The sequence below is a fragment of the Hymenobacter sp. DG25B genome (assembly GCF_000801315.1).
Classification (GTDB): Bacteria; Bacteroidota; Bacteroidia; order Cytophagales; family Hymenobacteraceae; genus Hymenobacter.
Genome location: NZ_CP010055.1, coordinates 114,127 through 140,936, shown reverse-complemented (window position 1 = coordinate 140,936; position 26,810 = coordinate 114,127). Strand labels below are relative to the sequence as shown.

Sequence of the window (26,810 nt, the reverse complement as noted above, 5' to 3'; positions counted from 1 at the left end):
AAGCTGAGGTGGGGGTGGAGTACCACCAGCGACTCCATGTGTGCTATCTGCCCGGCTTGCGCTAGTCCCCTTCCTTCCTCTAAGGACCATGGGCTTTGAGAGCTACAGCCCCAACTGAGTAACACGAGCAGCCCCACTAAGAGGCCACGGGGAATAGCAGACATTAAAACGGATAGAGGATACCAATTGAGCGACCTGAGTCGCTAAATACTATTTTTTTCACTCGAATTAAGTGACCATCAAAATACGTTAATTCCCAGCTGCGTCTGATACCTAAACGTTATGTTAAGGGAGAAAAAGAAGAGTTGCGACAACTCCTCCAAGTGGAGTTAGCCACGAATTATTCAAAAACCGCTACATCCTCCTGTCGGTACTGATTAGGCCGATGGGCATAGTGGTCTCGAATGCGTTCCTCCACATGTTCTGCCTCCCACACTGATGCTCGCTCTAAGCCCTTGCAGGTCTCTTTCGTAGCTGGTGTAATTTCCCCTGTATTCGGATCATACAGACTGAAACTCTCAGGCTTTAGCGCGTCCTGTATAAATTTGAGAGGTAACGTACGCAGCATAGCAGGCAAAGGCGCGCTGCCAACTTTCCGCCATCTGCCGGATGTAACTGCGTCATCATAGACCGCCACGATAAAGAGAATGGGGCGCTCTATAATCTGCTCCAGATTCGTCAGCGGGTGCGGAATGTAAAGGTCATAAATGGCGAAGCTGGCATCCCCTACGATTCGCCCATACCCATAGTAGCCATTCAACAGGTTGATTTCTACCACTGCGCCTATGGTTCTTCTTTGTCTAGTCATGCATGTTATTAGTCTGATAAGTCTTCTTTATGTTTATCCGTCGGCTCTCCTTGGTCCCTGGCCTAAGAAGCCCCTATCTTTCGCCTATGCCTGCCCCTACCTCCATCGAAGCTGCCCTAGAGAGTTTAACCAACCGCCACTTTAATGGCAATGGCGTCTACACCGAAGTCCGGCTGGCTGATGGCAGCACGGCCGTCTTTGTGCGCTCCTGCAGCGGGCATCCCTGGCGCCATCGCCCGGCCAGGAAGTAGACCACCTCCCGCCTCCCGGGCTCACCAGTGGTCGCGCGGGTGAGGGGTGGGGTAGAAACAGCGTATTTTTTATTTCCCGATTCTACCTTGCCTAGCGTCCTGCGGGCCACTTTATCTCCTGTTTCGCTCCCCCATGCGTCTTCTGCCCTTGGTCGCCAGTTTAACGGTCTTACTCCTGCTCAGTCAGTGTAAAAAACACGAAGCCTCCCCCCAACTGCCTCCGGAAACAACCATCGGCGCCATGACCTTCGGCTGCAAAGTGGACGGGCGCATATTCCTGCCCAAAGACGGAGCTGGACAACTCGGCTTATATGTGCAGTATGTGAATTTAGGCACAGAGCCTGATGGGGACTCCTACTTCTTGAACATTCCCGCCGTTAGATGGCGACCTAGCCCCAGTGAAGGGATTCACATTACCGCTGACAGCTTGCTGGTGGAAGAAGGAAAAACCTACTCATTCAAGAACAGTAAGGGTAGCGCTCAAGCATCCTATCGTAGCTCACCCAATACTTACCAGAAGCTTGACCAAGATGAAGGCGAGCTCACCATTACCCGCTTCGACCGCACCCAAGGCATTCTCTCCGGTCGGTTCCATTTTGTCGGCACCAACGCACAGACGGGCCAACAAGTCCAGGTAACAGACGGGCGCTTCGATGTGAAATTTTGATAACCTGTCCGACAGGTTGCCTTATGCTAAACCGAAGCGAAACATAAGTCTTTTTGTCGACAGGTTCAATGGATCCTGATGGATACGGAAACGTTCTGTTCCATCGCGCGCTAGTGGCGGTGTGGGCTTTTAAACTGGTTGAGGCGAACCTGCAAGTAGTTGATCCGGCCGAGTCTAGCCGGTTGGGGCAGTTCCAACAGGAGAGAATCCACCAGCACGAACGTGAGCCGATCTTTCCCCCGCGTGATGACCGTGCCCGGATCCGCCGTTAAGCGCAGGGTATCGTCGCGAAAGGTGTACGTACCCCGGGTGTTGAGGCTAGTTTCCGAGTAGCCCATAGAAAAATGCTGGTCCTGGTATAACCCCAACCAAATGCCGCCAAGGGAGGCTGCCCGAGAAGCCTCCAACTGCAAACCCGGTTGGAGCTCGTCCATGGTCAGAATAGACACCCCCATCCCGCTCAGCGCTAGGACCAGCAAGAGGAGAACGCCTAAGAATACCTTCTTCAGAAAGCGCATGCGAGGGAAGAACGAGACAAACGCTAACTGAGCGTATCTGTTGCGGGTGAACGGAGTAGGCTAGTTAGGCAAAAGCGAGAAAAGGAGCTACGGCAAGCTGGCCCAACTTCTGGAAAAAGTTTCTTACGGTAACAGGAGGTATAACCGCCTTCTATGCAACATCCTGTTCTTAGTTAATACCTTGCAACACACGAACACAGGACATTTATACGCTACCTCTATCAAGTCAGCTCTTATTCCTGCTGCTATGCTACGCGCTGTTTGCATTGCCCTACTACAGTCACTGCTCTTCCTGCTTTTGTTAAGTTGTAACGGCCCCTCGCCGGTTGCTACTACCCTGCGTCAAGAGTCGCTCGTTCAGACTTCTGATACTTGCTCACAAGCCGCAGCGCGGGCCAGACAGGATTTTCAGCAGGGCATGTATGCGTTGCATTCCATTGAATTTCTGCCGCAGCCGAACACTTATTTGCATGTGCTGAGTCAGTCCTATCAAATCCAGTGGCGGTTTGTAGACACGGACACCGCCGGTAGTTATTATGGCTGCTACGACGCCATGATGGTGCAGCAGCTACAAAGCAAGTACGGCGCGAAATTCTTGCAAGAAGCAGCCCAACAAGCGGATAGTTTAGAGCAGACGGGCCACTGGTATCGCCAGGCCTCCTTTCCAGGAGGCCTTGACCGGTTGCACCAGTTGGTGTGGCAGCAGGTGCGCTGGACTCGCCTTCCTGCCCGGGAAGGGCGCCTATTCGCCTCCTTCCGCATTGATACGACGGGCCGCATTCACGACATCCAGATTCGCAGCGGAATGGATACCGCCCATGATCAGGAAGTCGTGCGCGTCTTACAGAAGATGCCCCGCTGGATTCCAGCCTATGGTGCCGGAAAACCCGAGGTACAAGACTATACGGTACCCATTCCCTTCTCTCAGGCCATCCGCCGTCAGTATATGCAGTAGAGCAGATGGCAAAGAGCTAATACGGGCAGGCTTAAAGGAAACCGGCTCTACAAGTCCATCCGACAAACGGAGGGCGGATGGCTATCTTCTGCTGCTCCCCATGACCAATCTATATGCCTATTCCACCGCCACGGTTGGGCTGCTGCCCGGCTTGGTGGATGCGCAGCTAGGCCACTTAGGGCTGTGCCTCCTACGCCAGTAGTCAGAAAGATAAGGTTCGATAATTCTGCGGTAACGCCCTTCCAAAAAAGGCTGGTTTTTCGATACTCCTAGAATTCCATCTAAACGGCCCCGAAAACTGGGTTTCCGGAGCCGTTGTTTTACCCTCTTTTTTTGGACAGGAGTCCTAGGTTCTCTTGCTTCTCAATTACCAAAAAACGGTTACTTGATTTCTGCCTGCTTGCTGTCGGTTCGGCCAAACCGGGTAGGGAAATACATCAGTTCCGCCCGGGCTGGATTCAGCGTGTAGCGGCCGCGGAAGCGGGGCTGCAGGGCAATGCGAAACACATGCTTGCCGGCGGGCAGCACATCACAGAAAATCCCGGTCTGCTGCCGCAGGTACTCGCGGTGCACTTCCTGGCGGTTCACGGGCGCGGGCGGACCGTAGGAGCACCCAGCCGGAATAGGCACCTCCAGCAGCACATACCGGGCCTCCGCCGGCACCAGGACCGTCACCACCAGCTCCACCGGCTGGCCCGCCCGCAGCGACACCTGTCCCCCGGATTTGCCGGCCAGGGTAGAGCTTACCTGAAAAGGAGCCGCCGTGGCCACCGGTTCCGGGTTATGAAACGACTGGTAGGCGGTGGCATAAACCGGTAGCGCGCCCTGCTTCTGCAGCGTCAGCGTCTCTTCCCCCGGAGCGAATGTGGCTTCAAAGGGAAATTGAGTTACCTCCCGGGACAGGGCCCCCGCAGGCGGACGGTGGCCGCGACCGCGCCGGCGCCCTCGGCCAGCAGATCCGGCGTAATCGTTTCCAGAATGCGCGCGCTCTCATACGTGCTGCCCCAGTGCCCGCTCGGGCGCTGCTGCAGCAGGAAAGTGCGCAGGCGCAGCAGCTCCCTTTCCTGTCCTCCCTGCTGGCGCATAGCAGCATAGGCCAGCAGCGTGTTGCCAATGCGCGCGGGCAGCTGCTGCTGATAGTAGGCGCTGCCCTGCACGCTGTCCTCATAGAACACGCCACCCTGCAGCGTGGTGCGGCGAAAGCGGCGTAGCGTGTCGAGCTGATAGGGTAGGTGCAGCGCCTGCCGCAGAGTGACGGTGGCCAGGTACACATCCAGGGGCAGCTGACCCCGATAAGACTGCTCGATGCGTTTCAAGTACGTCGCATAGTCCAGCGCAGTGCCCAAGCGTTGCAGCAGCTGCAGCAGACGGATTCGGTCCGCCGCGGGCTGGAATAAATGCGCGCTCGGCTGGCTCGTTCGCGAGGCCGTAAATTCCTGATCGTGCTGGCCTAGCAGCTGTTTTTCCAGGGCCGGCCGGTCCAGGGCCACGCGATACCCCAGCTGCTCAGCTTCCAGCAGCGCTTCCACCACGTGCAAACTCACCCAGGGGCTGGCCGGCGAAGCCGCCCAGGTGCCCCACAAGACTTGTCCTTCCCGCCGGCCGGCCAGCAGCGTGCGGATCAGCTGATGGACCGCGCGCTGCCCCGTGAAGGGCTGGTGGCGGAATTGCCGGATGCGCTGCTCGACCAGCAGGCCTTTGAGCTTGGAGGCGGCCTGCTCGTTGCACAGGTAGGGATAGCGCTGCAGATGGCGGATTTCTTCCTCCAGTTCGGGCAGCGGGTCACTTTCCAGGCGAACCGTGACGGGCCCTAGTCGAGGATTCACCGGCAGCTGTAGTGTGGTGTCCCGGGCGGTAAGCACGGCAAAGGTGCCCACTCGCTCCCGGGTGCCGCGGGGCAGCACCGCCAGGCGGCGCACTTCCCCATCCTGGTAGCCGCTTTCCTGCTGCAGGCGGTAGGTTAGCTGCAGCGAGTCACCCGCCGCGGGGGCCGTCACGCGTAGCGTATCAATGATAGCGGTCACCAGCTCGTGCCGGTTGGTTTGAGCCACGGCGCCATTCACCTGAAAGGTGGTGGTAATCCGGCTGGTATCCGGCAGGTAGTTGAGCGCCTTGCCCAGCACCTGCACCTGGTCGCCCTGCACCAGAAAGCGCGGGACCATGAGCTCGCCGAGCACGGCCTTACACGAGCGCAGGCTGCCCGTCGCACGGCCCGTGCGGCCGTGATCGTCGGAGGCCAGCACAAACGTGTTCCAGCCCGTGACGTCGTCCGGTAGGATGACTTCCGTGCTGGCCTTCCCCTGACTGTCGGTAAACAGGGCGGGCCGCCACCAGGCATAATCCGAAAAGTGCCGCCGCAACGCATATTGTTTATCCCCGCTGGCCAGCAAGGGTACTTCCGGGATAGTCCGCGGGGGCGCCCTCTTTGGGGTTGTTGTCAGGGAAGCCGTACCCCGGATACGCACCTCGGCGCCCCCCACCTGAATGCCCGCCACCTGGCCGCTAAAATCCCGCCGGACGCTCTCGAAGCCGAAACCGGTGACCACCACCTCCGACAGCTGCTTGGTATCCGGCATCATTCGGATTTCGATACTACCCCCATTGCCCACAAGCTCTTGTTGGGTGATATAGCCAATAGAAGAAAAGGATAACTGGCTGTGACGGGGAGCCGCCAGCTCAAAGCTGCCATCCGCATTCGTGGACGTGCCGATCTCAGTTCCCTGGACCAACACCGTGACCCCGGGCAAGCCCTCTTCCGTTTGCTTGTCCAGCACCCGACCCGCACCAGGGGCCAGTTGCCGGCCGCGACTCCCCGGGCCGTAGGCGCCTTCACCTTGATTTCGCGGGTCGCCAGGTCGTGTACGCGGGCCACCTCCTGCTGGGCTCGCTGCTGCACTTCCGCTAGCACCCGCCGGCTGGCCGGCCCTGGCTGGCGCTGATCCTGTGGCCGCAGCTGCAGGTAGGTGGTACCCTGTGCCCGCACCAGCACCGGGGCAGGCTGCAGGCAGGTGCTGTCGGTCAGGAGCACCGTTACCTGGTAGGTACCGGGCGGTAGTCCCTCAATAGCGGGGGCGTGGCGCAGCAGGCGCACAAAACCGGGACGACCCGGCTGGGTCACCAGCGTGTAGAGCGGCTGAGGCAGATCGTTTCTCCGCCAGAGCTCCAGGGTTCCCTGGCCGGCCCGCGTCTGCACCGTGTCATCCAGACGCAGCCGAATGAAGGGCCGGAACACCGGGGTGGGAAAGAGCTGGCGCACGGCCGCCTCCGTGTAGGCAAAACCCCGCAAGGGTAGGGAATCGGAGGAAGCTAGAAAGGCTGGCAAAGACTGGAAGGCATGCGGCTCCATGCTGGTCATTTTAAGCAGGCCCGGGGCAAAGTGATACTGGTAGGCGGGCTCCAACAGGAATTTTTGCCGCAGCCCGGTCGGTTCCCGGTACAGGACCGAGTCCGGCCGAAACGGGCCACCCAGGACCACCGGCTTATTACGTTTGTATACGGTCTTGCCGGCGGCGATTACCTGCAGGCGGTTGCCCTGCCGCAGGGTACTCCCGCTCACTCCGCCCCGCCGGTCGGTTTCCACGGGCAGCAGGTAGCGGTTGAGCGTGGCCTGCTCGGCTTGGGTAAACTGAGCCGGGCGCTTTTCCAGCTGCACCTTCGGCTGCACATAGGCCGGGTCGATGCTCAAGGTCAGCTTGTGCCCCTGTCGTAGATACACCTGCTCCAAGGTGATCAGCCGGGTGGCCGTGCGCAGGGCGATGGTATGATAGCCGCTGTCGGCCACAATGGCATAGGGCTCCTGGGCGTTGATTTCCCGGATGTAGACGGGCACCCCATCCACGTACACGGCGGCCACGGGCGCAATGCGGCCCGAGTCCACCACGAAGGGGGCCAGCTGGGTGATGCCGCCCGGCGCGGGCCGATACTCCAGAAACCGGCCCTGGTCCGGATACAGAAACTGATAAAAGCGCAGGGAGCCCAGCCCCAGCCGCTCCCGCCATTGCGGCCAGGTATCCCCCAGGATCTGGGCGGCGGGCTTTTGGGGTGAGCTATCAAAGGCGGTGCCCAGACTAAAGCGGCGCCCAGCTATCCGCCCCGGCCTATAGGGCTCAAAGTCCGGCAGGGCCGGGGCGGTGGGCGCAGCAAACTTGGTAGTGTAGGCGTAGGAAGTCAGATCTACTCCCGCGGCGGGCTCCCCGCTGGCGTCCGTGACGGTATAGTGCAGGCGCAGGTGCTGGCCGGGGTAGGCCACGGCCGGCTGCTCGGCTTGGATGAGCAGGGCCTTCTGGGGCAGCTGAATCCGGTATTCGGCCGCCTGTATCTCCCCACCCCAGAGGTAATGCAGGGACACAAACCAGCTTTCCCGGGCCGGCGTGCGCAGCGCTACCTGCCAGGAGGTGCCCGTGCCCCGCTGCATGAGTTGATTGCCGCGGTAGAGAAAGTACCAGAAGGGAATCCGGTGGGGGTTCTCCACGGCCACGTACAGCGAATCCCGGGTCCGGTCGGACTGCACGCTCAGGCCAGCATTCGCTTCACTCAGGCGCAGCTCGGCGCGGTGCCCCTGCGCATCGCGCAGCACGTAGCGCGCTACGTGAGGCTGCACGGGCAGTGACAGGGGCAGCTGCACCTTTTGCCCGGCCACGGGACCCAGGGGCCCATTTTCCGCCCACCGTTCCAGGGTAGCGGCCTGCGGCACGCTTTGCCCGTGCACCAGGTAGCGCAGCTGCAGGGAGTCTCCCTGCAGGGTCAGCGTCAGCTCGGCCGGGTCCAGGTGGTAGGTGATGGTTTCCTTGGCCACATGCTGTTCCTGGTCGGCATTGAGGAAGGTGGCCTCTACCCGGTAGCGCAGGGCCGTGGCCGGCAGCACCCCGGCGGGCAAATTGATTCGGGTTTCGCCCACGGGATCCAGGGCCTGGGAGGTGGTCCAGAGCGTATCGGGCACAAAGACGGTGGGCCTGCCCAGCTCCCGGACCTCCAGCGGCAGGACCACGAGTCGGACGCGGGCATCGAGCAGGGGCAGCTCGTTGGCATCCGTGCCCCGCAGATAGAAGGCTTGGGCCGTGCCGGCCCGGTGAATGGTCTGCGCGGCTCGCAAAGTGTAGTGGGTGTTCTTCAGCTCGTAATCGTGGAAGTAGAAGGTTTCTTCGGCCCGGGTGATTTCCTGCCGGTCCTGCAGGTACAGCGTCACGTTGCGGTCGGCCTGCAGGCCCAGCGTATCGGTCAGGGGTAAGGTGTAGAGATAGGAGCCGGGCCGCACGGGACGGAGGGTGGCTACCTTTTTAACCTTGCCCTGGCTTTGGAGCATCAAATCCAGCGGGTCGGTGCTGGGCTTGCCGTCGCGCCGGCGCAGCACGCGGGCCTTCAAGCGCAGCGTATCCCCACTAGGCCGGTAGTGCGGCTTGCTCAGGGCCAGGTAACTGACCCAGTACTCCTCCCGCTTTCGCTCGCGCTGCTCCTGGCGCTCGTAGCGCACCTCCTCATTGAAGATGGAGCGCAGCAGCCCCACTATCCGCTCGTTGGTGTAAGATGCATTGTGCAGATCATGCCACAGGGTGCGGACCGGAGAAGAGAGCAGGCTCAGGGGAAAGGAAAAGAGCGCCCGTTTCACCCAGCCCCGCTTTTCCCACCCGTAGGGGCGCTTGCGCTCGAGCAGATGATAGGTGGTGCGCCCGTCTTGGGTGATGGCCAGCAGGCCTTCCCGGCCGCCCTTAGCCAGGCGGTAGGTGCCCGTCAGCGGATCCAAGGGAACCCGGCGGCGGTGCAGCCGCACCTGCGCATCGCGCAGCAGCTGCCCGCTGGAGTCCCGCACGGTCAGCACCAGGTCCGCCTGGTTATTGAGCACGGCTACCTGCAGGCGGCTTACCGTGCGCAGCCAGTATACTAACTGAGCACCCTGGGTGTGGGCGACCAGGTAATAGCCTAAGGGTAGGGGACGGGTCATCCCAGCTGTCAGGCTGTCCGTGGGAAAAGAGTCTACGGCGGCCGTAAAGAACTCCTGCCGCGCCCGGCTCAGCCCCTGATTGTACAGCAGCTGTGTCTGCGGCTCGGTCAGCCGGAAGACCTTGGTGTAGTAGCTGCGCTGCCGGGCGTGTGCCAGGCGCTGTTGGGCCACCAGGGGCAAGCTGAAAGCCAGGAAGAAAAGGAGCAGTAGAGGTCGGAGCATAGGCCACAGGAATAGCACGGATAATAGGGGGATGCGGCTATTCACCGCTTTCCACAGCGTTAACCGGGTAAATCTACCCTATAAATACTAGTGGATTGGAAAAGTCCTACCCTTCAGCCTGAGGATCAGCACACTATTAAATAGGTGCTCCAGCACTTGCTAAGCCGTTTTTATGCGTCTTTTTCTAAGAAGGACATGAAGCGATAACCAGGCTTCCCTGCCACCGCTTACATAACCTCAAGCACAGAAATAGCCCTGCTCTCCGGCTTGTTCAGTAGCAGAATGAATAACGAAGTCTAGATCTGGATAGAGGTTCAATACAGCCGCTTGATCCGGCAATCTCAGCGCCTTTGCTACTCAAGCATTTCGTGTCCAAGCCCTATTTACCAGCTGCATTAGCTTTTGCTGGGTGGCAGATACACATAGCGGTTGATACGGGGCCGCGGCGCATAGTGGCGCAGTTTTCCGCGCACAAAGTGAAACTCCCAAATTCCTTCTAAGTCTTCCTGCGGCAGGAAATTAGGATCGGTAATGTTGTCGATCTGCTGCGCATACTCCAGTAAATCAGCCGGCAAGGGTTGTGGAAGTGGGGGCAGCCGATAGTAGCTGCTGTCTTCCTCACCGACGAAATAAGCCGTGTATTGCTGGACTTTTTCAAAGTATAGTGGGGGGCCTACGCTCAGGTCAGGGTAGGAGGGGGACAGCGAAAAGACCATGGTCGAATCATTTAATCGGTAGAGCAGCACACAAAAGGCATCCGTTACCCGCTCTTGCTTCAGAAATCGAACATACCCATCCACCAAGGACACGAGCACCGGCTGGCGATAGACGACTCGTTCCGGCGGCTCGGCACAACTGACCAGCAGACTCAGAAAGACAAGAAAGCCGCTGCCGATGCCCCGGTGATACCCCATAAGAGAAGAAAAATCAGTAGCCAGATTTTGAATAGATACCCTGGGCAAGGTACCATGCCGCAGCATACCACGGTAAAACGCAGGTGGGTCCCCCCCGACATACCGGACGATTCGCTTACTCGGCCGAGACTGCTGGTCGTGTCAATGTCTCATCCTGTGATAGATAACGCGGGGTTACACGAGCGTCTTGACCCGAAAATGGCAATTTTTCAGGCGCGCGGCTGTAAGACGCGCATTAAATACGGGTCCTGGATTTGGGTCGCAAAATCTGCCGGGGTTTTCCCGTAGCGGTTGACCGACTGGGGATCCGCCTGATACTGCAAAAACAGGTCGACGACGTCATACTGTCCTCGGGCATTGAACACGGCGGTCCATAAGGGGGAGTTGCCATGCTGATCGAGCAGGGCCAGATTACCGCCTTGTTGCAAGATGCGTTGCCCCAGGGCTGGCGTTTGATAGAGGGCCACATAATGTAGAGCCGTTGCCCCCTGGTCATCCTGGCTGTTCACGTCTAGCTGCTGGCGCAACAGGAGGCGGGCAGCCGATTCGTTTCGAGCGGCAATCGCTTCCTGTAACAAGCTTTGGCCGTTCTCATTCCGGACGTTGATATTGGGGATCACCAGGTCCTGCAGGGGGGCATGCAACCGGATAGCTTGAAAGAGGTCAGCAGAGGCGAGCGACATGAGATGGAGTAATCCAGGCGGCGGGCCGGCTGGCTGCTATAAAGGCAAAGAGGAGGGAAGGGCGCAAGAGTTTATAATTGCAATTACGTTAAGCTGCTGGTACAGTAAAGCACCTTTTCCGGATCCCTTAATTGATCCAGCGGCGCCGCCAGCCGACGGGTTGCCACACGCCGTCTTTGCGTTCGACCAGATAGGCAACACCTCCACCACAACCGATACAGTGGTAATCAAACAGCAGATAGGCTCGGGAGCTATCGCTAGAGAAGAGCGGCTGCGAGAAGCGATAGTAAGGGCGCTCTTCCTGCTGTTTCTTTTGGCGCTCGAGCGCCTGCGGACTCAGCCAGTCGCTAGGCGCCAACCGTGTGGTATCGAAGCGAGCCATTTGCTGCTGTTGGGCTTGCTGGATCAGGGCAAGCGAATCCTGGGAGGTAAAAAAGAAACCATCTAGATACTTAAGGCGCAGCAGGGAGCGCAGCGTAACCGAATCCAGACGGATAGTAGTGTGTAAGAACCCCGTATCAACGGGCGCCTGCACAATCAGCCCCAGAGGGGCTAGTTGGGAAAGGATAGGCCGGCCGCTGCTACCCGAGCTAGACAGGGCTAGGCTGTCATGCTGAATCAGGGATTCAAGCACGACCTGTGTTTCTGCGCCGACGATGGGAATACCCAGCTTTTGCTTCGCGTCAGGAGAGGTACAGGAAACAAAGCCTACCAAGAGCAAGCCGAAGGACCGTAGCAAAGAAAGAGTGGCCAAAAGAGAAGGAAAGGAATGCGGAAGCAAGATAGAGGTAATTGCCTGCAGCGCTTTCTTTCTGGGTTTACCTCCCCTGACCCATGAATAAGTCTTCTCAGCAGAACAGAGGATGTTGATGCATGGGAGCTGGCTGAACTCTAAATCATCCCTCCAAAAAAGGCTCGTGGCTGTTGCAGAACTCCATAAATGAGCATTCACCACCTGTTTGCTGGTTAATCAACTGCTTGGATAAGCCTCTGTAGCCTCGTTTTCTGCCGTGTGCCATCGCTGTTGCTCAGAGATGTGGGCTCTTGGGGAGTTCTGCAACAGCCACGCTCGTTTTCTGGACACATTTGCCTCCTGTCTAAACAGCCCCGAAAACGCAGTTTTCGGGGCCGGGATTTAACCCCTTTTTTGGACAGAGCGAATGCTTCACAGATTAGCCTATCCAACGAAAGTGGTTTATCCAAGAAGCCCGCCCCCGCTTGGGGCAGCGAGTCGAGGAGAGGGGCTTTGCTGGTGGCTGATGCCGGGAAGTCTTCTAGCTTTGCACCCCTAGCTTACTTTATCTATGTCCTTTCTCCGGCGACTCTCCCCGCTAGCCTTTCTCCTTTTCCTGCTGGCCTGTAAAGCGGAGTCTGCCGACCCCACGCCCAACGTGCAAGTGCGCATTACGGGCCTGCATCTGCGGCCCGAATGGGGTGGTCATGTGATGATCGCCCACGTAACGCAGGCACCCGGTGGGGGCCGGGTATTATGACAACCTGAAAGTCAGCACGTTTGCACTCCGCGATACGACCTTCCTGTATTCCTTTCCGCGCAATACGAAATGGCAAGAGGTCGACCAGGTTTCGGTCGAGCTCGATTTTATGCAGGTCCAGCGAAATAACCGCGTGCGCCTAACTCCAACGGCGTCATTGACCGCGGAGGTGCTGATCAATGGGGTGGTCCAAGCAAAAGAAACATTGGATACCACGACGCCCTTTCGCAATGTATGGCCCAGTGAATCCCTGTATTTGACCCTTACGGCTTATGAGATTGCCAAGCACTAGACGTCGGTAAGGTACCTGGGAAGAAGCACTAGATCCCTACGCGGACAGCTGAGCCCCTCCCCCTTATTTCGGGCGACCCGAGAGAGGCGCAAAAAGATAGGTGAAGGAGACCTGAATGACGCGATTTGAATACTCAGGCGTGTATAAATTACTGGGCTGATTAGGATACTTAGTCCCCAAATTGACTAATCCATGGCTATAGCTTATTTGGGTCAGTAACTGCTGATAGCGATACCCGATACCGGCCTGCACACCCGCATCTGTGCCTTTCGAAATAACGTCTCCTTTCATCTCTAATTCCTGGCCAGGTTTAATATCCGCCTTCCCTTTATAGTACACCGGCTCATATGAGGGACGCCGATAGATATCATCATACGTCAGCTGCCCGTTCAGCAGAAAGCCGACATAGCCGCCCAGAAAGCCTTGAAACCCTTGCCCGTCCGCGTGCAGCGTATAGGCCAGTTGCAGGGGCAGCGTCACATAGTTCAGGCGGTAAGTTTCCCTGGTCCGCATGTACACCCCACCCACGTTGGGGTCATATTCATGTTCATCATCCACCCGAAATCCCTTTTGGGCGTAGAGTGTGGCCACCTGCACCGCCCAATGCTGGCGGGATACCTGTACCATCGCCCCTGCTTCTCCACCCCATACAAAAGTGGTGTGATAAGGGCGGCCCATGTCAAAATTCCCAGTAGCCGCATTCAGCCCGATACGGGGCCCTACGGAGACAGTCGTTTGCCCATAGGAGCTTGACATACTACCAACAACACAAAATAGTATAAAAAGATAACGCATGCCACGAAGGTAACGGAATGCCGAAGCAAACGCCTCGCGCTTCTTTTCTATCCAGCAAAGACAGGGGTTATCCCTTTATAACGTTTATTAAACGGACGTTTAATAGAGGTGAAAGTTGAGCGGATAGGTTTCGATAAGATTGACGACGCAGAACTCTTCCCATATTAGCCACTAGTCAATAGGGTATGATAAGTAAATCGGAGCAGAACCTATCCTCAAAGCGCAGAATAAGGAATAATAAGCCCCCACTTATCGTTCTTTAACATAGAAGTGGCGACTCAAATGACCTTTTTCGTGGACTGGTTAGCCCTGCCTACTGGTACTGATAAAGCACCCGTTGGCCCGCGGGCGTATGGGCATGTCGTTTCGTACATTGACCTGCTCCCTTGGGTCTGTGGGTATACGCCCGGTTTGAACAGAATCGAATGGCAGCACCGCTGATTCCGAAGCTGTTCATCTGCTGGGAGGGTGTTGCCTCATGCCCGACGGCTCTTCGACATGCGCAGCGCGGCCACGCGCAGCTGCACGCAAGCCATCTTACCCTTACCCCTCCTACTGTTTCTTTAACCAGCGCGGCTAGTACGACTTCGCCAACCAGCCCCTGGCGCCCGAAGCCCCCTTCGACATGGACCTGATTGCCGCGTGGCAGCCGCCAAGCAAACCCGCGTAGGCCCAAGCGAAGGCTTTACCCCTTTGTTTAACAACACGCTGCCTACGTCGGAACGCCTGTCTGTTTCCTGTTTTTGTAGTAACGTAGCGGTCATCAAAGCCAATACCTATGGAAAGAACGATGCAGCTGTATTGGGAAGCAGTGAATGAGGTGATGACTCTTGAGGAGAGAATCCGGGATTGCTCCATCCCCTTGCGTGATTATGAAGATGAATTTATTGAGGGTCCCCTGCTAGATATTGGGTGCGGACAGAATCCCTATCTAATTGATTTGTTGAAGTCGAAAAGAACCATCTATGGAATTGATAATGACTCGTATCAATTGGAGCAATTACAGGTTCATGCCAATCGGTACACGAATAATAATTGCGAAAATCTGATTACCCAGAACTTGACGTTGCTGGAAAATCCGTTGCCCTCAGAAGTGTTTTCAGTGGTACTACTTTCCAATATCCTTCACTTTTTTACCCTGGAGGATTGCCGCAAAATCATAGCTGAAATTGTGCAAAGGACAACGGAAGGCTCCTTGGTATACCTGAAAGTGCATTCATCGCAACACTATACTAATGCCCCGGACGAGGAGGATAACAACACGTATTTCAAGCACTATTTTACCCAGGACGAGGTAGATGGCTTGTTTGACAAACGCCTCTTTACTAGAATCTATGCGGCCACTATCCACCACAAGCTTTCGAAGAAGTCGATGTCCATCATTGACAGATGGCTGGATAAATGCATTGACTTCTGGGGAATGACTGATCCGCAGGAAATTCAAGATTTCAAGGAAGAAAACGTAAGCCGAGGGGATGAATCCGCGTTGGTTTGCATCTACCGGCGTGAGCAAACCTCCCCTCTATAGTTGCTCGATTCCTCTTTAAGAGGTGACGGCTGGTAGTAAACCAGTTGTCACTGAGCTGGTGATGCCACAAGAACGCCTAGCCTCCAGCGGCCCCTAGATCTACATTCTGTGCTTTTAGTGGGTTAATAGCGTGCGTTGTATACTAGGCAACCCGTAACTTTAGGTTTCGCGGCCTTACGTGAGGGCAGCGGAGTTGCCTGTCTTTCTGTAATGAGCGTTGATCCTTCCTCTCTACGCAAGCGCCGGTTCGTCCTGGCTATGGACGAACTGGAGCAGGTGGTGCACGTCGCCGATGCGCGGAAGGCCCGGAATGTGCAGTACTTCTGCCGGGGCTGCCGTCGCCCCCTCTCCTTCTGTAAAGGGCCCAAGCGCACGCCCTATTTCCGCCACCAGGCCCGTATTTGGGCGCCGGGAGAACATTGTGACTATCAGGATGAGTCTCATGCCCACAAGCAAGCCAAGCGGTTGCTGCAGGAGCGGCGTTGGGTGTTCGTGCCCGACGTGCAGCCCTATCCAGCCCCTGGCTACGAAGGCCGGCTGCCTACCCTGCGGCCGGCGGAACGGTTTGAGTCGGCTCAGGTGCTGGCGGAACGTTCATTTTTTGCCGCGCCGGATGGTCGGATTTTCTATTTAGCTGAGCACCAGCTACACGAGCCAGCGAACGGCCGCGAGTTGATTTGCCGGCCGGATATCGTCTTTACCGATGCCCAGGGCCAGGCCTTGCTGCTGGTAGAAATCCACGTTACCCACGCCGTAGACTATCAAAAGCTGGTGGGCCTGCAGCGCGTGCAGCTTAATACCTTAGAAATCACTATACCCATTGCTGCTTCCGACCGGGAAATTGCGCGGTTGCTGGATGGGGTCAGCAGCCGAAAATGGCTTTATCACTGTGAGCGAGAGCAACACCTCCCCTTTGGCTTTGATGCAACCCCAGCAGCGGGCGTGGCTGGAAGCGATTTACACCAGATACCAGCACCGGGCACTGAGTCCTACGAATGCCAACTCTTCGAGCTTCGAGAAGGAATTAGAGCACTTCAACGATTTATGGGAGAGCCTGGCGTACGCCACTTCTTTACCCAGCGCGACCGAGTACGAGCAGCAGAGGATCGAAAAGACCGAACTGCGGATGAAGCAGCGGACCGAGCGGATGCAGCAGCTCAGGCAGACGAGGACCGCGCGTATCAGGCAGCATATCGAGCAGAGCAGGAACGAGTCCTTGGACCGCTTGAAGAGGATGAAATCCGCCTTATCCGAGAGCAATCAGCACTTCGAGGAAAGCAGCAGGACGTTAACACAGCTACAGCACGAGTACGACGCGCTCTTACAGCAGCAGCACTTGACCTATCAACAGGCGGTGGACAGGCGCATGCAGAAGCTCGGCGACGAACTGAGCCAGCTCGCCGACTCCTTGAAGATGCTCTGGGAGAAGAACGAGAGCGAAGCCGCACGCTTAGCCGAGGACGAACAGAGCTGGAGCAGCGACGAGAAACGTTTGACCGAATCCGAAAAACTAACCGTCGACTGTCACAGGAGGAGGATGTTATTGGAGGCGAAGAAAGAGCACTTGCAAAGCTGGAAGAACAACTTGCAGCAGAAGAAATCAGCGTTACACACCAGGAGGCTGCTGGCCGGCTCCAGCAAGCGGAGCAGTCCGGGTATGTTCAGCAACTGGAAGCCAGCCAGCGACGAGCAGAGGGGCTATTGGCTGCGGAAGTCGAAACCTTTACGGGAGCTGTTGCGCAGCTACGTGCAACTGAGCGTACGCTGTCAGAACTTAAAAGCCGAGCTATCCAGGGGCGGTTTTCTTAGCGAAGATCCATTGCCTGAGAGGCCGGCAAAACTGGTGGATGCTCCCCCTGGTTGGTAAAGCTTACTAGCTGACGGCATTCACGCAGTTGGAGGGGTGGCAGATATACTGACCGAGCTTCGCAAGTTCCCGGCCGTCGGGAAAGGCATGATTATGCAGGTCATCGGGGTCTGTGTTGCCGCAGGGGCTAAAATAAATCACGACGAGCTGGAGCTGTCCCACCGCACCTACGCCCTGCAACTGCTGGCCCAGAAAGCGTGAGTGGAGCCTGACGACAGCAAAATGCCCGCGGCGCTGGCTAGGATGTTTTCCGGCGTGAAGCCCCATGCTGTGACAGCTCTACTAAAAAGCCCCTGACGGATAACAGTCAGGGGCTTTTTAGTAGCTTCGTACCTACTGTAAGCTGACATTATGCTTGTGTTATTTGCCTGATACCTTAGTCAAATGCCTGACACCTTATTCAATGCTTTTGCCACGTGTCCCCTAACGGGTCTTTCCATAAAAGGCAGTGCAGTTTTCTCGCCGTACAGAGGTAACAACAAGTTGGTGCTGTATGAATTTGCACCCATCGGGAGGGCCATCTTCGATTTTAATTTTTTAATAGGGCTGTATCACAGTACCGTAGCCGGCAACCATGCCCCCAGCAGCAAGTTGGCTGGGCTTTGCCGGGAGGCATCAGAGAAAGGACAAGAGCCATTTCACATCACCAGCAAGGCCTTCCACGACGCCCAAGACACTTCGGAGTCACTGCAGGAAAAGCGGGACCACTTATTACAGGTGCTGTATGATGTGGATGTGCCGGCTTACAAAACACGCGACATCACTATCCACAATGACTTTCCTTTAGCATTTGCCAAAGATGAGGTGGAGTTTCACCTTATTCTGGAGGAAGGCATACGGCGCGGCCTCTTGGAGTACGACAAGCCAAACGATACGCTCAACGAATGGCCTTACGGTCGGCGTACTCACTATTTCGGTGTACATCTAACCGAGGCTGGAGAGAAAGCGGCAGCTAACAGGATACGTCCACTTCAGATAACTACTTCCGTAATGACACACGAAGATATTATTCGTCGGCAGGCACAGGTTGCTTTTGACCAAGTGAATGCAAAACGTTACCCATTCAATACACCGGATGGCTTAAGTGAAACACGCCGTATCCTGATTGATGGCACCCACAAATTTCATGAAAAGAGTGATAAAAAGCTCTATCTCCAAGAAGTCCTTCATCTGCTGGATACAGAACTGATAGCTCACAAGCTCAAATGCTCTTTCAAGGGGAAAAGCGAAGCTTGCCCAATTGATCTGGGTATGCAGGAGACGATCTACTTCATCCAGCAGGAAGAAAAAAGGCTGGATAAAGTAGAAGCGGCTTTTCCCTTTCAGGCGAATCAGGTTTTCAATTTCGGCGATAACAGCACCAACGCAGTTTCTACGGGTGCTAATTCTGTGCAAACTACGAATACCGGGCAGGGGGCTCAGTTGAATGTAGCCAGTGGAGATTCAGTAAAGCAGGTCATTTCGGGTACGCAGATTCAGCAGCTTAAAGACCTGGTTAAGCAACTCCGTGAGGTACTGAGCGCTGAAACTTTTGCGACGCAAAGAGAGGATATTAATGATCAACTGCAGGTAGTCGACGCGCAGCTACAACGCAGTGAACCCAAGAAGGGGATTTTATTGCGCTCCTTCGACGCGTTACACGAGTTGACCAAGGAAAGTGTTGGGAGCATAGGTGGGCACGCGGCCTTTGAAATTTTCAAGCAACTAGCTGAGCAGCTCAGTTCAGCAGGCTGATCTTCACCCGTTGCCTAACTAGCAGGGCGATAACTTCAACTCGGAGGTTATGCTTCCAAGGAACCATCATAAACCCTGGCTTCCCGATCATAAAAAAGCCCTGGCTCATCTCAGGGCTTTTTTATAATCTATAGACTGATGCGTATCACGAAGTTCGGGTTCGTGTACAGGTTCGACTGGGTTACCGGGCCCTAGTAGCCGGCGGCGATGTTCTGCCGGTCGGCGGCGTCAGAACGTGCTATATTTTCCGTTTTCTGAGAGAACCCGATAGCAGTTACGCTATAGCGGTCATAGAATGGTAAGAATTACCTCCTTCACTACGGGCTTACGCAGGTTTTTAGCGGTCAGGGTCAAGTGGAAACGCAGCTGTCGGCCGGAGGCCTGCAGGGGAACAAAAACCCGTAACGGCTCCTGAAAAGCCCGGTTTTCGACCCCGTGCTTCAGGCTTTTCATACTATCTCGGATCAGATACTGCTCCGCTTGCTGCTCCACGAAAGGATACCCCATTGGCATAGGGCGCGGCATGGTGTAACCAAAGGCGGACGGTGCTTGCGGCTCCTGGATGATTTTCGTGGCAATGTCCACGCCGGCACCATGCTGAAGCGTAATCGTTAGCGAACAATCTTCTACGTACTGCTCGCTGTGATTCAGCACAATGAAATTGATCTTGTGGGCCAGCTCCTCATACCTAGCATACTGGTCAGCTTCCCGGTAGTCACTTTCGACATTCTGCAGGTTCTTTTCCAGCTCCTCGATACTGCGGTCCTCGTACTTGCGCGGTCCTGCAGACCCGATTAGGCTTATGCTGGCTACGTCGAGCCCTTTGGGCCACTGCATTTTATCGAGGGCTTTCTGCAAGGGATGCGTACTCCAATTGTCAGATGCTTGCTGCTTTAGCAACTCCTCTGCCATTTGCTGGCGCCTCAGTGTTTTCCGCTTTTCCTCCAGAATATGGGTTATCTTCTGACGGGCCACCTCGGAAGGCAATGTGGCCTCTGAGCAAGTATGCACGGTAGTTTTCCGCTTCCCATCGACTGCTAACAGTATGTCGATCTTTCCCGCGAACGGATCAGCTGCCTGCCGCTGAGCAAACATGCGGTCAATATCGGCCCGCCTCAGGTTGAGGGTTGTAGTGCCTTTCCGGATTACAGAATGCCCTATTTTAAGCATAGCTGAATCCTTCCGCATCATATATGGCGGATCAGTTACGCTGTGAATCCGGAATACACCCACCTGCTTGCCTTCCACCTCTATATAGGAATAGGTGAAGGGTATTTCCGGCTCAATGTTATCCAGAATGGCCTTATGATAACTGGCATCATCCATCTGATCTTCCGGTGGCACGCCGAGTATTTGCCGCGAGTTATCTGGGTTGTGCTTGACGCCTACAATCAGATATCTGTCGCCTGTTACCTGGGCGTTGGCCATCGCCAATACATCCTTGATAAACTCCGGATTAGTAGCCGGCTTATAGGCTGTTGACTTGAAATCAACAGCCGTAGTCTCTGACTCGTGCAGGACAATATCCAATACCTCCATCTTATCTCACTCTATTGAATTCTAGGGTAAAAGAGTCCCGACTCATTTGAGCACGGTACACCGCCGTGTCTGGGTACTGCTCAGCGGCAATTCGGAGTAGCTCCCGTTCGGCCCCAGAATTTTCCCCTACCTGGCAGCCCAACACTATTTCTGTAACGAGGTCGGGAGTGAAGCTTATACTGGATGGACCGTCAAAAGTCACCATCCGTATTTCCTTTTCGTACGCCCAGTGTCGAGACTTTACATTCAGCAAGCTAGCTATCAAATCCTCCTTTAATACTTGGGCGCTACTATTTAGCGGCATTTGTAAAGTCGGGTAGCGGTCTCTATACGCCACATAACCTGTAGTGAAGCCCTGATTTTGCTTAATGAGATTCTCTAACTTGATCGGGTCGAATCCTATAGCAAATCCAGTATGGTTATAGGCGTAATGAGACCACAGCAAAATATTGTCCTTTTCTGGACACACGCAGAATACCTTCATCTTGGAGACGAAGTTTCTGACCCATAGCCTTGATGCTGCATCATGCGTAGCTGAGTCTAGTAAAGCTTTCTCCGCCTTTTCGACTAAGGATCTGATAAGAAAATCCCCAGCTAAGGGATGATGAGCTTTCATCATCTTGTTGAGCCATTGGATTCGTTCCGTATCCGGCATCAAATCAAATCGTACCAAGAGGCGAGAATCAAACGGGTCATTAAAAGTGGCCGGATCTGCCAACCATATCTGTTGACTTCTTAGAATATCCAGATGATGCCTGTTGTTAGCATCACGGTACTTGTATAGAACCCCATGTGCCGCCAGTTTGGCGGAATTCATTTTTTTATGTGGTCTACTATCCCGCTCCCGGCGAAAGTAAGCCGCCATGCCCAGCACTTTTGCTGCCGTTTCGGCGGCTATACCTTCTTCAATGGCGGCGTGATAAGCTTGAATGAGATGTTTTGGGTCTTTCGGAGACAAGTGCAATTCTGACATAAGAAGGGGCGCAAGTTTATAGGCCGATTTCCTGGGCGGCATTGTGCTGCCGGACGCTATCAATGCGGGTGTAGCGGCGAATCATGGCCGTGGTCTTGTGCTTGGTTTGGTTCATCACCTTGCTGTCATCTGCCCCGTTAAGCTTGGAGACCGTCATAAAGGAGGCCCGCAGGGAGTGGTGCGCTTACTGCTAGTTAGTGCTGTACCAAGAGGTTCAGCCGGATTGCCGTAAGCCGACGGTTGCTCAGCCGCTAAACTGTCTGGTTAATGCAGCGCACAGCTTACTAGAATTGAGTGGACATGCCATTAAGACTTTCCACTTGATGGGCCATGTACTCATTGTAATGCAACTCCCGTCGTTGCCGCCAATCACAAATAAACCCATCCAGAACAGGGCCTCCCGTAGGTTCCTCACTTAGCCACACTAGGTTGTGAATGTTGTCATAGAAGCTAACACTTGCAACTAGACCTAAATCCGTTTTGGTAAAGAGTATATAGTGGGAATCCACTGGAAAAGCGCTCTTCATCTCCGAAAATAACTCCGGGGCAAGCCTAACAAACTGGTTATCTCCTCCCTGGGCAATCCACTTTCGTAGCGGATCAAAGCATGGTTGTAAGACAAAATCTTTGCCCTGAATAAAGGCCAGCGCATTGAAAGCAATTTTGGCGCAACAGGTATAGTACTCGTTCCCAATTACGGCCGTTTGATGTGTTCTTACATGATAGGCTTCTGCACCTGTAAAAGTCGCCTTGTCTACGATCAGAGTATCTATTTCTCGTAACAACTCTTGGGTAAAGGGATGGGTAATCCCGTCCTGACTGGCAATGTAGAAGTCTACTGTATGCTCCAAGCCAGGTTGAACACCTAGTATATAGGTATCACTGTCTAATTCTGGATGCGAAATCATCCGAACGCGATCCTCCTTAAAGGCGGCTATGTAACGCTTGAATTCAGCTACGTCTGACTCCTTAGCTGTCTTCTCTATACTAATTGTGAACTCGTCGCGCTTCGAGTTCCACACGATATAAGGAAGCTCCCGTGGTTTCCCCTGTTGGATGTATCCCAGCGAAAAGCTGTCTTCCAATGGTTGCTTACTAAATACGTTAACTGTGGACTTAGTAGCTTTCGAGGGGTTCATACTCCCTCTTTTGCCCGGTCCTAAGAGTTGTCGTGGCAGGGCAATGATAGAAGACTTTATGAACACCCGTTCCTGCTTAGAGCTTTGGTGATTGAATTCGCGGCTGACGTACTCACGGGGTAACTTCTGTATTCCGCCTAGGCCGGCTGGGATAATGTGCTCCGCACTGTCGTAGTGCAAGTGTGGCTGCTGTCCTAAATAAATACACATGATGCCATCGGCGCTGGATGTTGAGAAACACAGAAGATACAACGCACCTAGTGTTCGGCCCACCAGAGCGCACTTAACTCGAAGGTAAAGTAAGGTATCATAACGACACAATTCAGATCAGTACAGAGCAAGTATGATTTTGTATCATTACACAAACGCACGTTGATGTAATGATACAACGGGATAAAGCCGTAGGTTTGGGTCTTCCCGTTCCACCCCCATCCCTTCCATGCCCGACTACGTGGCCTACTATCGTGTCAGTACCGCCCGCCAGGGCCAGTCGGGCTTAGGGCTCGAAGCCCAGCAAGCGGCGGTGCGCACCTTCCTCGCTTTCGGCGAGCAGATCGTAGCCGAGTTTATCGAAATCGAGAGTGGGCGCAAGAATGCCCGCCCCCAGTTGGTAGCGGCGATGCAGGCGGCCAAGGACGCGGGGCGGTGCTGCTGGTAGCCAAGCTCGACCGGCTGGCCCGTAACCTGGCTTTCCTGACGGCCCTGATGGAAAGCCGCGTGCGCTTTAAGGCCGTGGACATGCCCGCCGCCGATGAGTTTACGATTCATGTGCTGGGCGCCGTGGCCGAGAAAGAAGCGAAAGCGATTTCCACCCGCACCAAAGATGCGCTGGCGGCCAAGAAAGCCCGGGGCTTTCAACTGGGCACGCCGGCGAATCTGACGGCCGCGGCCCGGATCAAAGGCCAACAGCAACGCCAGGTCAATGCCCAGGCCAGTCTGGCCAACCGCCAAGCAGCCGAGCTCGCGCGGCTCTATCGTAGTCTGCAGTGGGACTACCGCCGCATTGCTGCCCAGCTCACGGCCTCGGGATATCGGACCCGTCGCGGCTGTCACTTTACCGCCGCCGGGGTCCGCCGCCTCGTCCTAGGGCTTTCGTCAGCATCGGAAGCACCGATTACCAAATAGCAACACTATAGCTTAGGGGGTAGGAGGCTACGAGTTTTAGGAATACTCTCTACATAAAAGAGGCAAAACGGACTACGTTGTTGCCCTCGGTCTCCCACCCTTGTGGCAAGCTGTTGACGTACTGCATTTGTTGCAGGTGCTTAACCGGGCCTATATAGCAGCTTTAATTTCTTAGGCAGCCCTGCATGAACCTTGTGTTAACCCTTTGTATTACCCCCTCGGTTTGGCAAACTGTATTGAGGCAGAGCACGGCCTTCAATATTGCATTATGACAATTGCCAATTTGAACAGCATTATGAGCGTGTAAATACTGCCACATATACTCTGCTGCTAGTGCTTGCTGATGGGTAGCGAGAATTAAAGTATAGAGCCATTCAATACAAGTCAAGTCGTCTATACAGCTACGTAAGCCAATACAAAAATAGTAGGCAAACCGCTTCCAAAGCGGAGCCTTTGGAAGCGGTTTGGCAAAAGACGAGGCGGTTAACTAGCGCTCAATAGTGTACTGGCAGTTACCCTGCAACAAAGCCAACTTGCCACGCACGACGGACCTCCGATGAGTTAACCTCGGGTATTATTTAATGCAAATTCATGTAACCCGGAGAGAGGGTGTAAAAGGCACCCCTAGTTAACCACGAGGCGCTTGGTCCCCGCTTCGCAGCGTACGATGTATAATCCGTCTCTCAGGTCGTTAGGCACCACTAGTCGCGCGGAACCTCTCGCATCGGCTGTCACTGTAAGCACCACGCGGCCTAAGGTATCGTACACTTTCACTGCAGCGCCGGCCGCTGCCCCTAAAATCCTGTTTGCTTAGGCCCGGGAAAGCACCCTGTTACGGAGTGATCACCCCTAGGCAGGCGCTTGGGTAGGGCAACGGGATAACCTGCTATCTAGGTACACGATAGTAGGACTGTTTGCCAACTTGTTCATACAAGCTCATGTACTGTGGGTTGTCTACGAGTTGATAGCGTACCACGATGGAGGGGCAGCGAATGTTAAAGTCAGGAAGTGGGGCACGTGTATACACGGTCAGCGTATCGTGGGCAAAGCGATATAGAAACGGATCCAGGCCTTTGACAATATCCTGCCGCTGCTGGTCATCCCACCCGATTGGGACGTTCGTGTCGCTAATGGTGGAGAGTTGATGGTCGCCTGTTAACCCCCAGTTATAGGACTTGACGTAAAGGGTATCCCCGGCGCTGGAAACGAGGGGTACCTCCTGATAGACTCCATTAGCACCATCCCCCTCACTGCACGATGCTGTTAGTACCAGGCAGCAACCGGTGAAGAAGAAGTTTTTGAACATGGCGATAAAGTACGAAAGTGGCACGCAAACTCCCATGGGAGCTCCTAACTAGGGAGCCATTTCCTTGTTCCCTTAGGGCTCATTCTCCAAGTAAAAATTGCGTTTACACCGGTTCTAACAAGATAATAATCAGACTCATCAAAGGTGATTAATCAGTCCAATCAGTAAAGGTTATGTAAATAAATCCTTCGCCGCTAGCCGGCCTCTATTCCGCTCTCCTTGTCCTTAAAATCCAGTTGGCTTTCCGGCAGGTAGGTGTCTGCTGCCGACTAGTACCTTAGGGGCATGAAACACGACAAAAGGCTGTTGAGAATCGTGCTGTTCCTGCTCACGGCCTGCTCCAGCCCGCAGCAGAACGAAACTACCCCAGCTAGGGTCTCATTCACCCCAGCCTCAGTGTCTACCACGGCGTCCCCGACGGCGGTTATCCGCACCTTTTTGACCTGGTATGCGCAGCACCAAACCCAGCTTAACTCCCTGCCGTTTGTGCCCGCTGCCTTGGACGAGGACAGTACGAATGTATTTGCGGTGGACGTTCACGCCGTCGACAGCTACGTCCGCTTGTTGCAAAGCAGTGGCACGGTGTCACCCGCCTACCTGCAAGTGCAGCGGCGCTACTTCCAACAATGCCAGGACTCCTTGCAAGCGCATCCGCAGACTGACGGCTTCATTCAGGGGCTGGATTTTGACCATGTTCTCTATACCCAGGCGGGGGAAGCGCAGACCCAGTTCGTGTTAGCAAGCCAGCCGTCGCAGGTGACGATCCACGCCGATACTGCCCGAGTGCTCTACCGTTGGAGCGAGCGCCAAATGAGTGAGGGGCGCAACCTGGCCTTTAGCTTAGCCCGGGAGCAAGGCCGCTGGCTGATTACCGCCATTCGCCCTATTGAGTAGCCTAAACAAAGGCAGATAAGGCAACAGGGAGCAGCAGCCATCTTTTAGATGGGTTCTGAGAAGAGCCCGTGATCAGGTATTAGAAGAGCTGATTATTCTGTTCGATCAGTTGATTGATGTTTACTTGCGTCGGAACATAAATAGGACGTATGGACCAGTTCAATCTGGTGAACTATACTTTTTGCTTGGTCTTTTAGTGGATACATACTTATGATATTTCCTCGGTACAGTGCTTGGGTCGGGTGGGTGCTCTTTGGGTGCCTATATGCCTGTCAGCCGGCGGATTCTAAACAGGCAATAGAACAGCCGGACCCTTCTGCTGCTTCTTCGACAGCCACAGCCCCGGAGCGCACTTCCCCTCGCCCGAGGTCCGCAGACAGGCTCGCCCAACAGCTGATCCCCATCCTACGTGGGGCCTGGATACCACTCAGGTACTACAAAGCCCTCGTGCGGACGCATTCCCCTTATCAGGCCCGGGAAGCCTTGGATGGCATTTCGATGCTCATTGTGGATCCCCACACGCGCGCCGGGGACAGCCTCCTGGTGGCCCTGGGCTATAATAACCATGAAGGGGGTGTCCCAGCTTATGTATCGTTGCGGCCAGGGGCGCAACCGAATACGCTTGCCTTCAGTCTAGAGGGGGAGGACAGTAACCAAAGCGCGTTGGGCTACCGGATTGTGGGCGCCGACACGCTGCTCCAGCTTTGGCGCTATGATGCTACGCTGAAAGGGGGGACTACCCAAACCTTTCGCAAGGTACCCGGGCTTCTCCCGCAGGGCGACTCGCTAGCCTATAGCACCACCTATGCGTTGAATCAATTGCTGCTGGCCGGGCAGTACACGGGCGTCGATTCCCTCGGGCAACGGTGCAAAGTGTTCTTCACTGCAACCGGAGAAGTGCGGGGCTTGCCCCACTACCAGCGCTATACCCCCCAATTCGATTATGTAGGGCTGCTGGACAATGATCTGGATTACCTCTTACTGGATCCAGACTCGGACCATCCGACGCACCTTGCGTTCACGCTGCATACCGACACCTTGCGGTTGTATGCCGTGCACGCTGATACAAGCCAACATCTGCATCGCGGTGCCCTCCACTATACCTTAGTACGACGTCCCTAGCGCCCCAGAAACTTGGAGCACCTTATTCCTCTATGAAACGTCGCTTC

Annotated in this window: 24 protein-coding genes and 3 pseudogenes; 12 read left to right on the top strand and 15 right to left on the bottom strand. The window is 55.3% G+C overall.

The genetic code is table 11. The features are described 5' to 3' along the window. Positions 1–340: 340 nt before the first annotated feature. Entirely contained in the window at positions 341–808 is a 468-nt protein-coding gene (locus tag PK28_RS17205; protein WP_065814182.1) for an immunity 26/phosphotriesterase HocA family protein, read from the bottom strand. 86 nt (positions 809–894) lie between these two features. Here PK28_RS17205 and PK28_RS20605 point away from each other — a divergent pair, with 86 nt between their 5' ends. Further along, a complete protein-coding gene (locus tag PK28_RS20605; RefSeq protein ID WP_156126534.1) occupies positions 895–1,059 on the top strand; it encodes a hypothetical protein in 165 nt (54 codons plus the stop codon). A gap of 133 nt (positions 1,060–1,192) precedes the next feature. After that, complete coding sequence (locus PK28_RS17200) at positions 1,193–1,726, top strand: Riean_0653 family protein (RefSeq protein ID WP_156126532.1); 534 nt, start codon at positions 1,193–1,195, stop codon at positions 1,724–1,726. A gap of 110 nt (positions 1,727–1,836) precedes the next feature. On the opposite strand, the gene PK28_RS17195 is transcribed toward PK28_RS17200, so the two are convergent. Continuing rightward, the gene (locus PK28_RS17195) at positions 1,837–2,244 is read right to left on the bottom strand and encodes a hypothetical protein (protein ID WP_044517798.1); all 408 of its coding nucleotides are present in this window, start codon (positions 2,242–2,244) and stop codon (positions 1,837–1,839) included. A 247-nt stretch (positions 2,245–2,491) separates the two neighbouring features. On the opposite strand from PK28_RS17195, the gene PK28_RS17190 reads away from it, so the two are divergent. Next, positions 2,492–3,199, top strand: a complete 708-nt coding sequence (locus PK28_RS17190; protein ID WP_044517795.1) for an energy transducer TonB — start codon at positions 2,492–2,494, stop codon at positions 3,197–3,199. Positions 3,200–3,580: 381 nt separating this feature from the next. On the opposite strand, the gene PK28_RS17185 is transcribed toward PK28_RS17190, so the two are convergent. From PK28_RS17185 to PK28_RS17160, 6 genes and pseudogenes are all read right to left on the bottom strand, one after another. Further along, positions 3,581–3,970, bottom strand: coding sequence for an alpha-2-macroglobulin family protein (locus tag PK28_RS17185; RefSeq protein ID WP_044517792.1), 390 nt, complete (start codon positions 3,968–3,970; stop codon positions 3,581–3,583). Between the two features lie 116 nt (positions 3,971–4,086). Then, complete coding sequence (locus tag PK28_RS17180) at positions 4,087–5,778, bottom strand: alpha-2-macroglobulin family protein (protein ID WP_044517789.1); 1,692 nt, start codon at positions 5,776–5,778, stop codon at positions 4,087–4,089. 21 nt (positions 5,779–5,799) lie between these two features. Continuing rightward, positions 5,800–5,931, bottom strand: a pseudogene (locus PK28_RS21360) (carboxypeptidase-like regulatory domain-containing protein); the annotation flags it as partial. Positions 5,932–9,754: 3,823 nt separating this feature from the next. Continuing rightward, complete coding sequence (locus PK28_RS20595) at positions 9,755–10,339, bottom strand: hypothetical protein (RefSeq protein WP_156126528.1); 585 nt, start codon at positions 10,337–10,339, stop codon at positions 9,755–9,757. A 143-nt stretch (positions 10,340–10,482) separates the two neighbouring features. Then, the gene (locus tag PK28_RS17165; protein ID WP_044517781.1) at positions 10,483–10,956 is read right to left on the bottom strand and encodes an ankyrin repeat domain-containing protein; all 474 of its coding nucleotides are present in this window, start codon (positions 10,954–10,956) and stop codon (positions 10,483–10,485) included. Positions 10,957–11,083: 127 nt separating this feature from the next. Continuing rightward, the gene (locus tag PK28_RS17160; RefSeq protein ID WP_156126526.1) at positions 11,084–11,710 is read right to left on the bottom strand and encodes a hypothetical protein; all 627 of its coding nucleotides are present in this window, start codon (positions 11,708–11,710) and stop codon (positions 11,084–11,086) included. A gap of 550 nt (positions 11,711–12,260) precedes the next feature. On the opposite strand from PK28_RS17160, the gene PK28_RS20590 reads away from it, so the two are divergent. Continuing rightward, positions 12,261–12,449 (top strand): hypothetical protein, encoded by a 189-nt coding sequence (locus PK28_RS20590; RefSeq protein ID WP_156126524.1) that lies wholly within the window; start codon positions 12,261–12,263, stop codon positions 12,447–12,449. Between the two features lie 355 nt (positions 12,450–12,804). Here the strand turns inward: PK28_RS20590 and PK28_RS17150 are convergent, their stop codons facing one another. Then, positions 12,805–13,536 (bottom strand): outer membrane beta-barrel protein, encoded by a 732-nt coding sequence (locus PK28_RS17150; RefSeq protein ID WP_082017236.1) that lies wholly within the window; start codon positions 13,534–13,536, stop codon positions 12,805–12,807. A 778-nt stretch (positions 13,537–14,314) separates the two neighbouring features. Between PK28_RS17150 and PK28_RS17145 the strand changes: the two genes are divergently transcribed. The 5 genes and pseudogenes from PK28_RS17145 to PK28_RS17130 all read left to right on the top strand — a co-directional run bounded on the left by PK28_RS17145 (position 14,315) and on the right by PK28_RS17130 (position 18,665). Then, positions 14,315–15,064 carry a methyltransferase domain-containing protein gene (locus PK28_RS17145; RefSeq protein ID WP_044517768.1) on the top strand — a complete coding sequence of 250 codons (750 nt, stop codon included), beginning with the start codon at positions 14,315–14,317 and terminating at the stop codon, positions 15,062–15,064. Between the two features lie 210 nt (positions 15,065–15,274). Further along, positions 15,275–15,469: pseudogene (locus PK28_RS21380) on the top strand (zinc finger domain-containing protein); the annotation flags it as partial. A 415-nt stretch (positions 15,470–15,884) separates the two neighbouring features. Further along, positions 15,885–16,931 (top strand): hypothetical protein, encoded by a 1,047-nt coding sequence (locus tag PK28_RS17135; protein WP_156126522.1) that lies wholly within the window; start codon positions 15,885–15,887, stop codon positions 16,929–16,931. A 36-nt stretch (positions 16,932–16,967) separates the two neighbouring features. Continuing rightward, positions 16,968–17,132 carry a hypothetical protein gene (locus PK28_RS20585; RefSeq protein ID WP_156126520.1) on the top strand — a complete coding sequence of 55 codons (165 nt, stop codon included), beginning with the start codon at positions 16,968–16,970 and terminating at the stop codon, positions 17,130–17,132. Between the two features lie 183 nt (positions 17,133–17,315). Next, positions 17,316–18,665: a FlxA-like family protein gene (locus tag PK28_RS17130; RefSeq protein ID WP_044517758.1), complete on the top strand. Its 1,350-nt coding sequence runs from the start codon at positions 17,316–17,318 to the stop codon at positions 18,663–18,665. A gap of 288 nt (positions 18,666–18,953) precedes the next feature. On the opposite strand, the gene PK28_RS17125 is transcribed toward PK28_RS17130, so the two are convergent. From PK28_RS17125 to PK28_RS17115, 4 genes are all read right to left on the bottom strand, one after another. Further along, positions 18,954–20,195, bottom strand: a complete 1,242-nt coding sequence (locus PK28_RS17125) for an AlbA family DNA-binding domain-containing protein (RefSeq protein WP_197070525.1) — start codon at positions 20,193–20,195, stop codon at positions 18,954–18,956. A 10-nt stretch (positions 20,196–20,205) separates the two neighbouring features. Further along, on the bottom strand, positions 20,206–21,177 hold the full coding sequence (locus PK28_RS17120; RefSeq protein WP_044517753.1) for a DUF2971 domain-containing protein: 972 nt from the start codon (positions 21,175–21,177) through the stop codon (positions 20,206–20,208). Positions 21,178–21,193: 16 nt separating this feature from the next. After that, entirely contained in the window at positions 21,194–21,334 is a 141-nt protein-coding gene (locus tag PK28_RS20580) for a site-specific integrase (RefSeq protein WP_197070524.1), read from the bottom strand. Positions 21,335–21,461: 127 nt separating this feature from the next. Further along, the gene (locus tag PK28_RS17115) at positions 21,462–22,496 is read right to left on the bottom strand and encodes a hypothetical protein (RefSeq protein ID WP_044517751.1); all 1,035 of its coding nucleotides are present in this window, start codon (positions 22,494–22,496) and stop codon (positions 21,462–21,464) included. 259 nt (positions 22,497–22,755) lie between these two features. On the opposite strand from PK28_RS17115, the pseudogene PK28_RS17110 reads away from it, so the two are divergent. Then, positions 22,756–23,441: pseudogene (locus PK28_RS17110) on the top strand (recombinase family protein). 624 nt (positions 23,442–24,065) lie between these two features. Here PK28_RS17110 and PK28_RS21355 read toward each other — a convergent pair. Continuing rightward, on the bottom strand, positions 24,066–24,176 hold the full coding sequence (locus PK28_RS21355) for a hypothetical protein (protein ID WP_410471236.1): 111 nt from the start codon (positions 24,174–24,176) through the stop codon (positions 24,066–24,068). A gap of 151 nt (positions 24,177–24,327) precedes the next feature. Beyond that, on the bottom strand, positions 24,328–24,747 hold the full coding sequence (locus PK28_RS17105) for a hypothetical protein (protein ID WP_044517748.1): 420 nt from the start codon (positions 24,745–24,747) through the stop codon (positions 24,328–24,330). A 285-nt stretch (positions 24,748–25,032) separates the two neighbouring features. On the opposite strand from PK28_RS17105, the gene PK28_RS17100 reads away from it, so the two are divergent. Both PK28_RS17100 and PK28_RS17095 read left to right on the top strand, forming a co-directional pair. Continuing rightward, positions 25,033–25,641 carry a hypothetical protein gene (locus tag PK28_RS17100; RefSeq protein ID WP_044517746.1) on the top strand — a complete coding sequence of 203 codons (609 nt, stop codon included), beginning with the start codon at positions 25,033–25,035 and terminating at the stop codon, positions 25,639–25,641. A gap of 447 nt (positions 25,642–26,088) precedes the next feature. Then, positions 26,089–26,763: a hypothetical protein gene (locus PK28_RS17095; protein WP_156126518.1), complete on the top strand. Its 675-nt coding sequence runs from the start codon at positions 26,089–26,091 to the stop codon at positions 26,761–26,763. Positions 26,764–26,810: the final 47 nt, after the last annotated feature.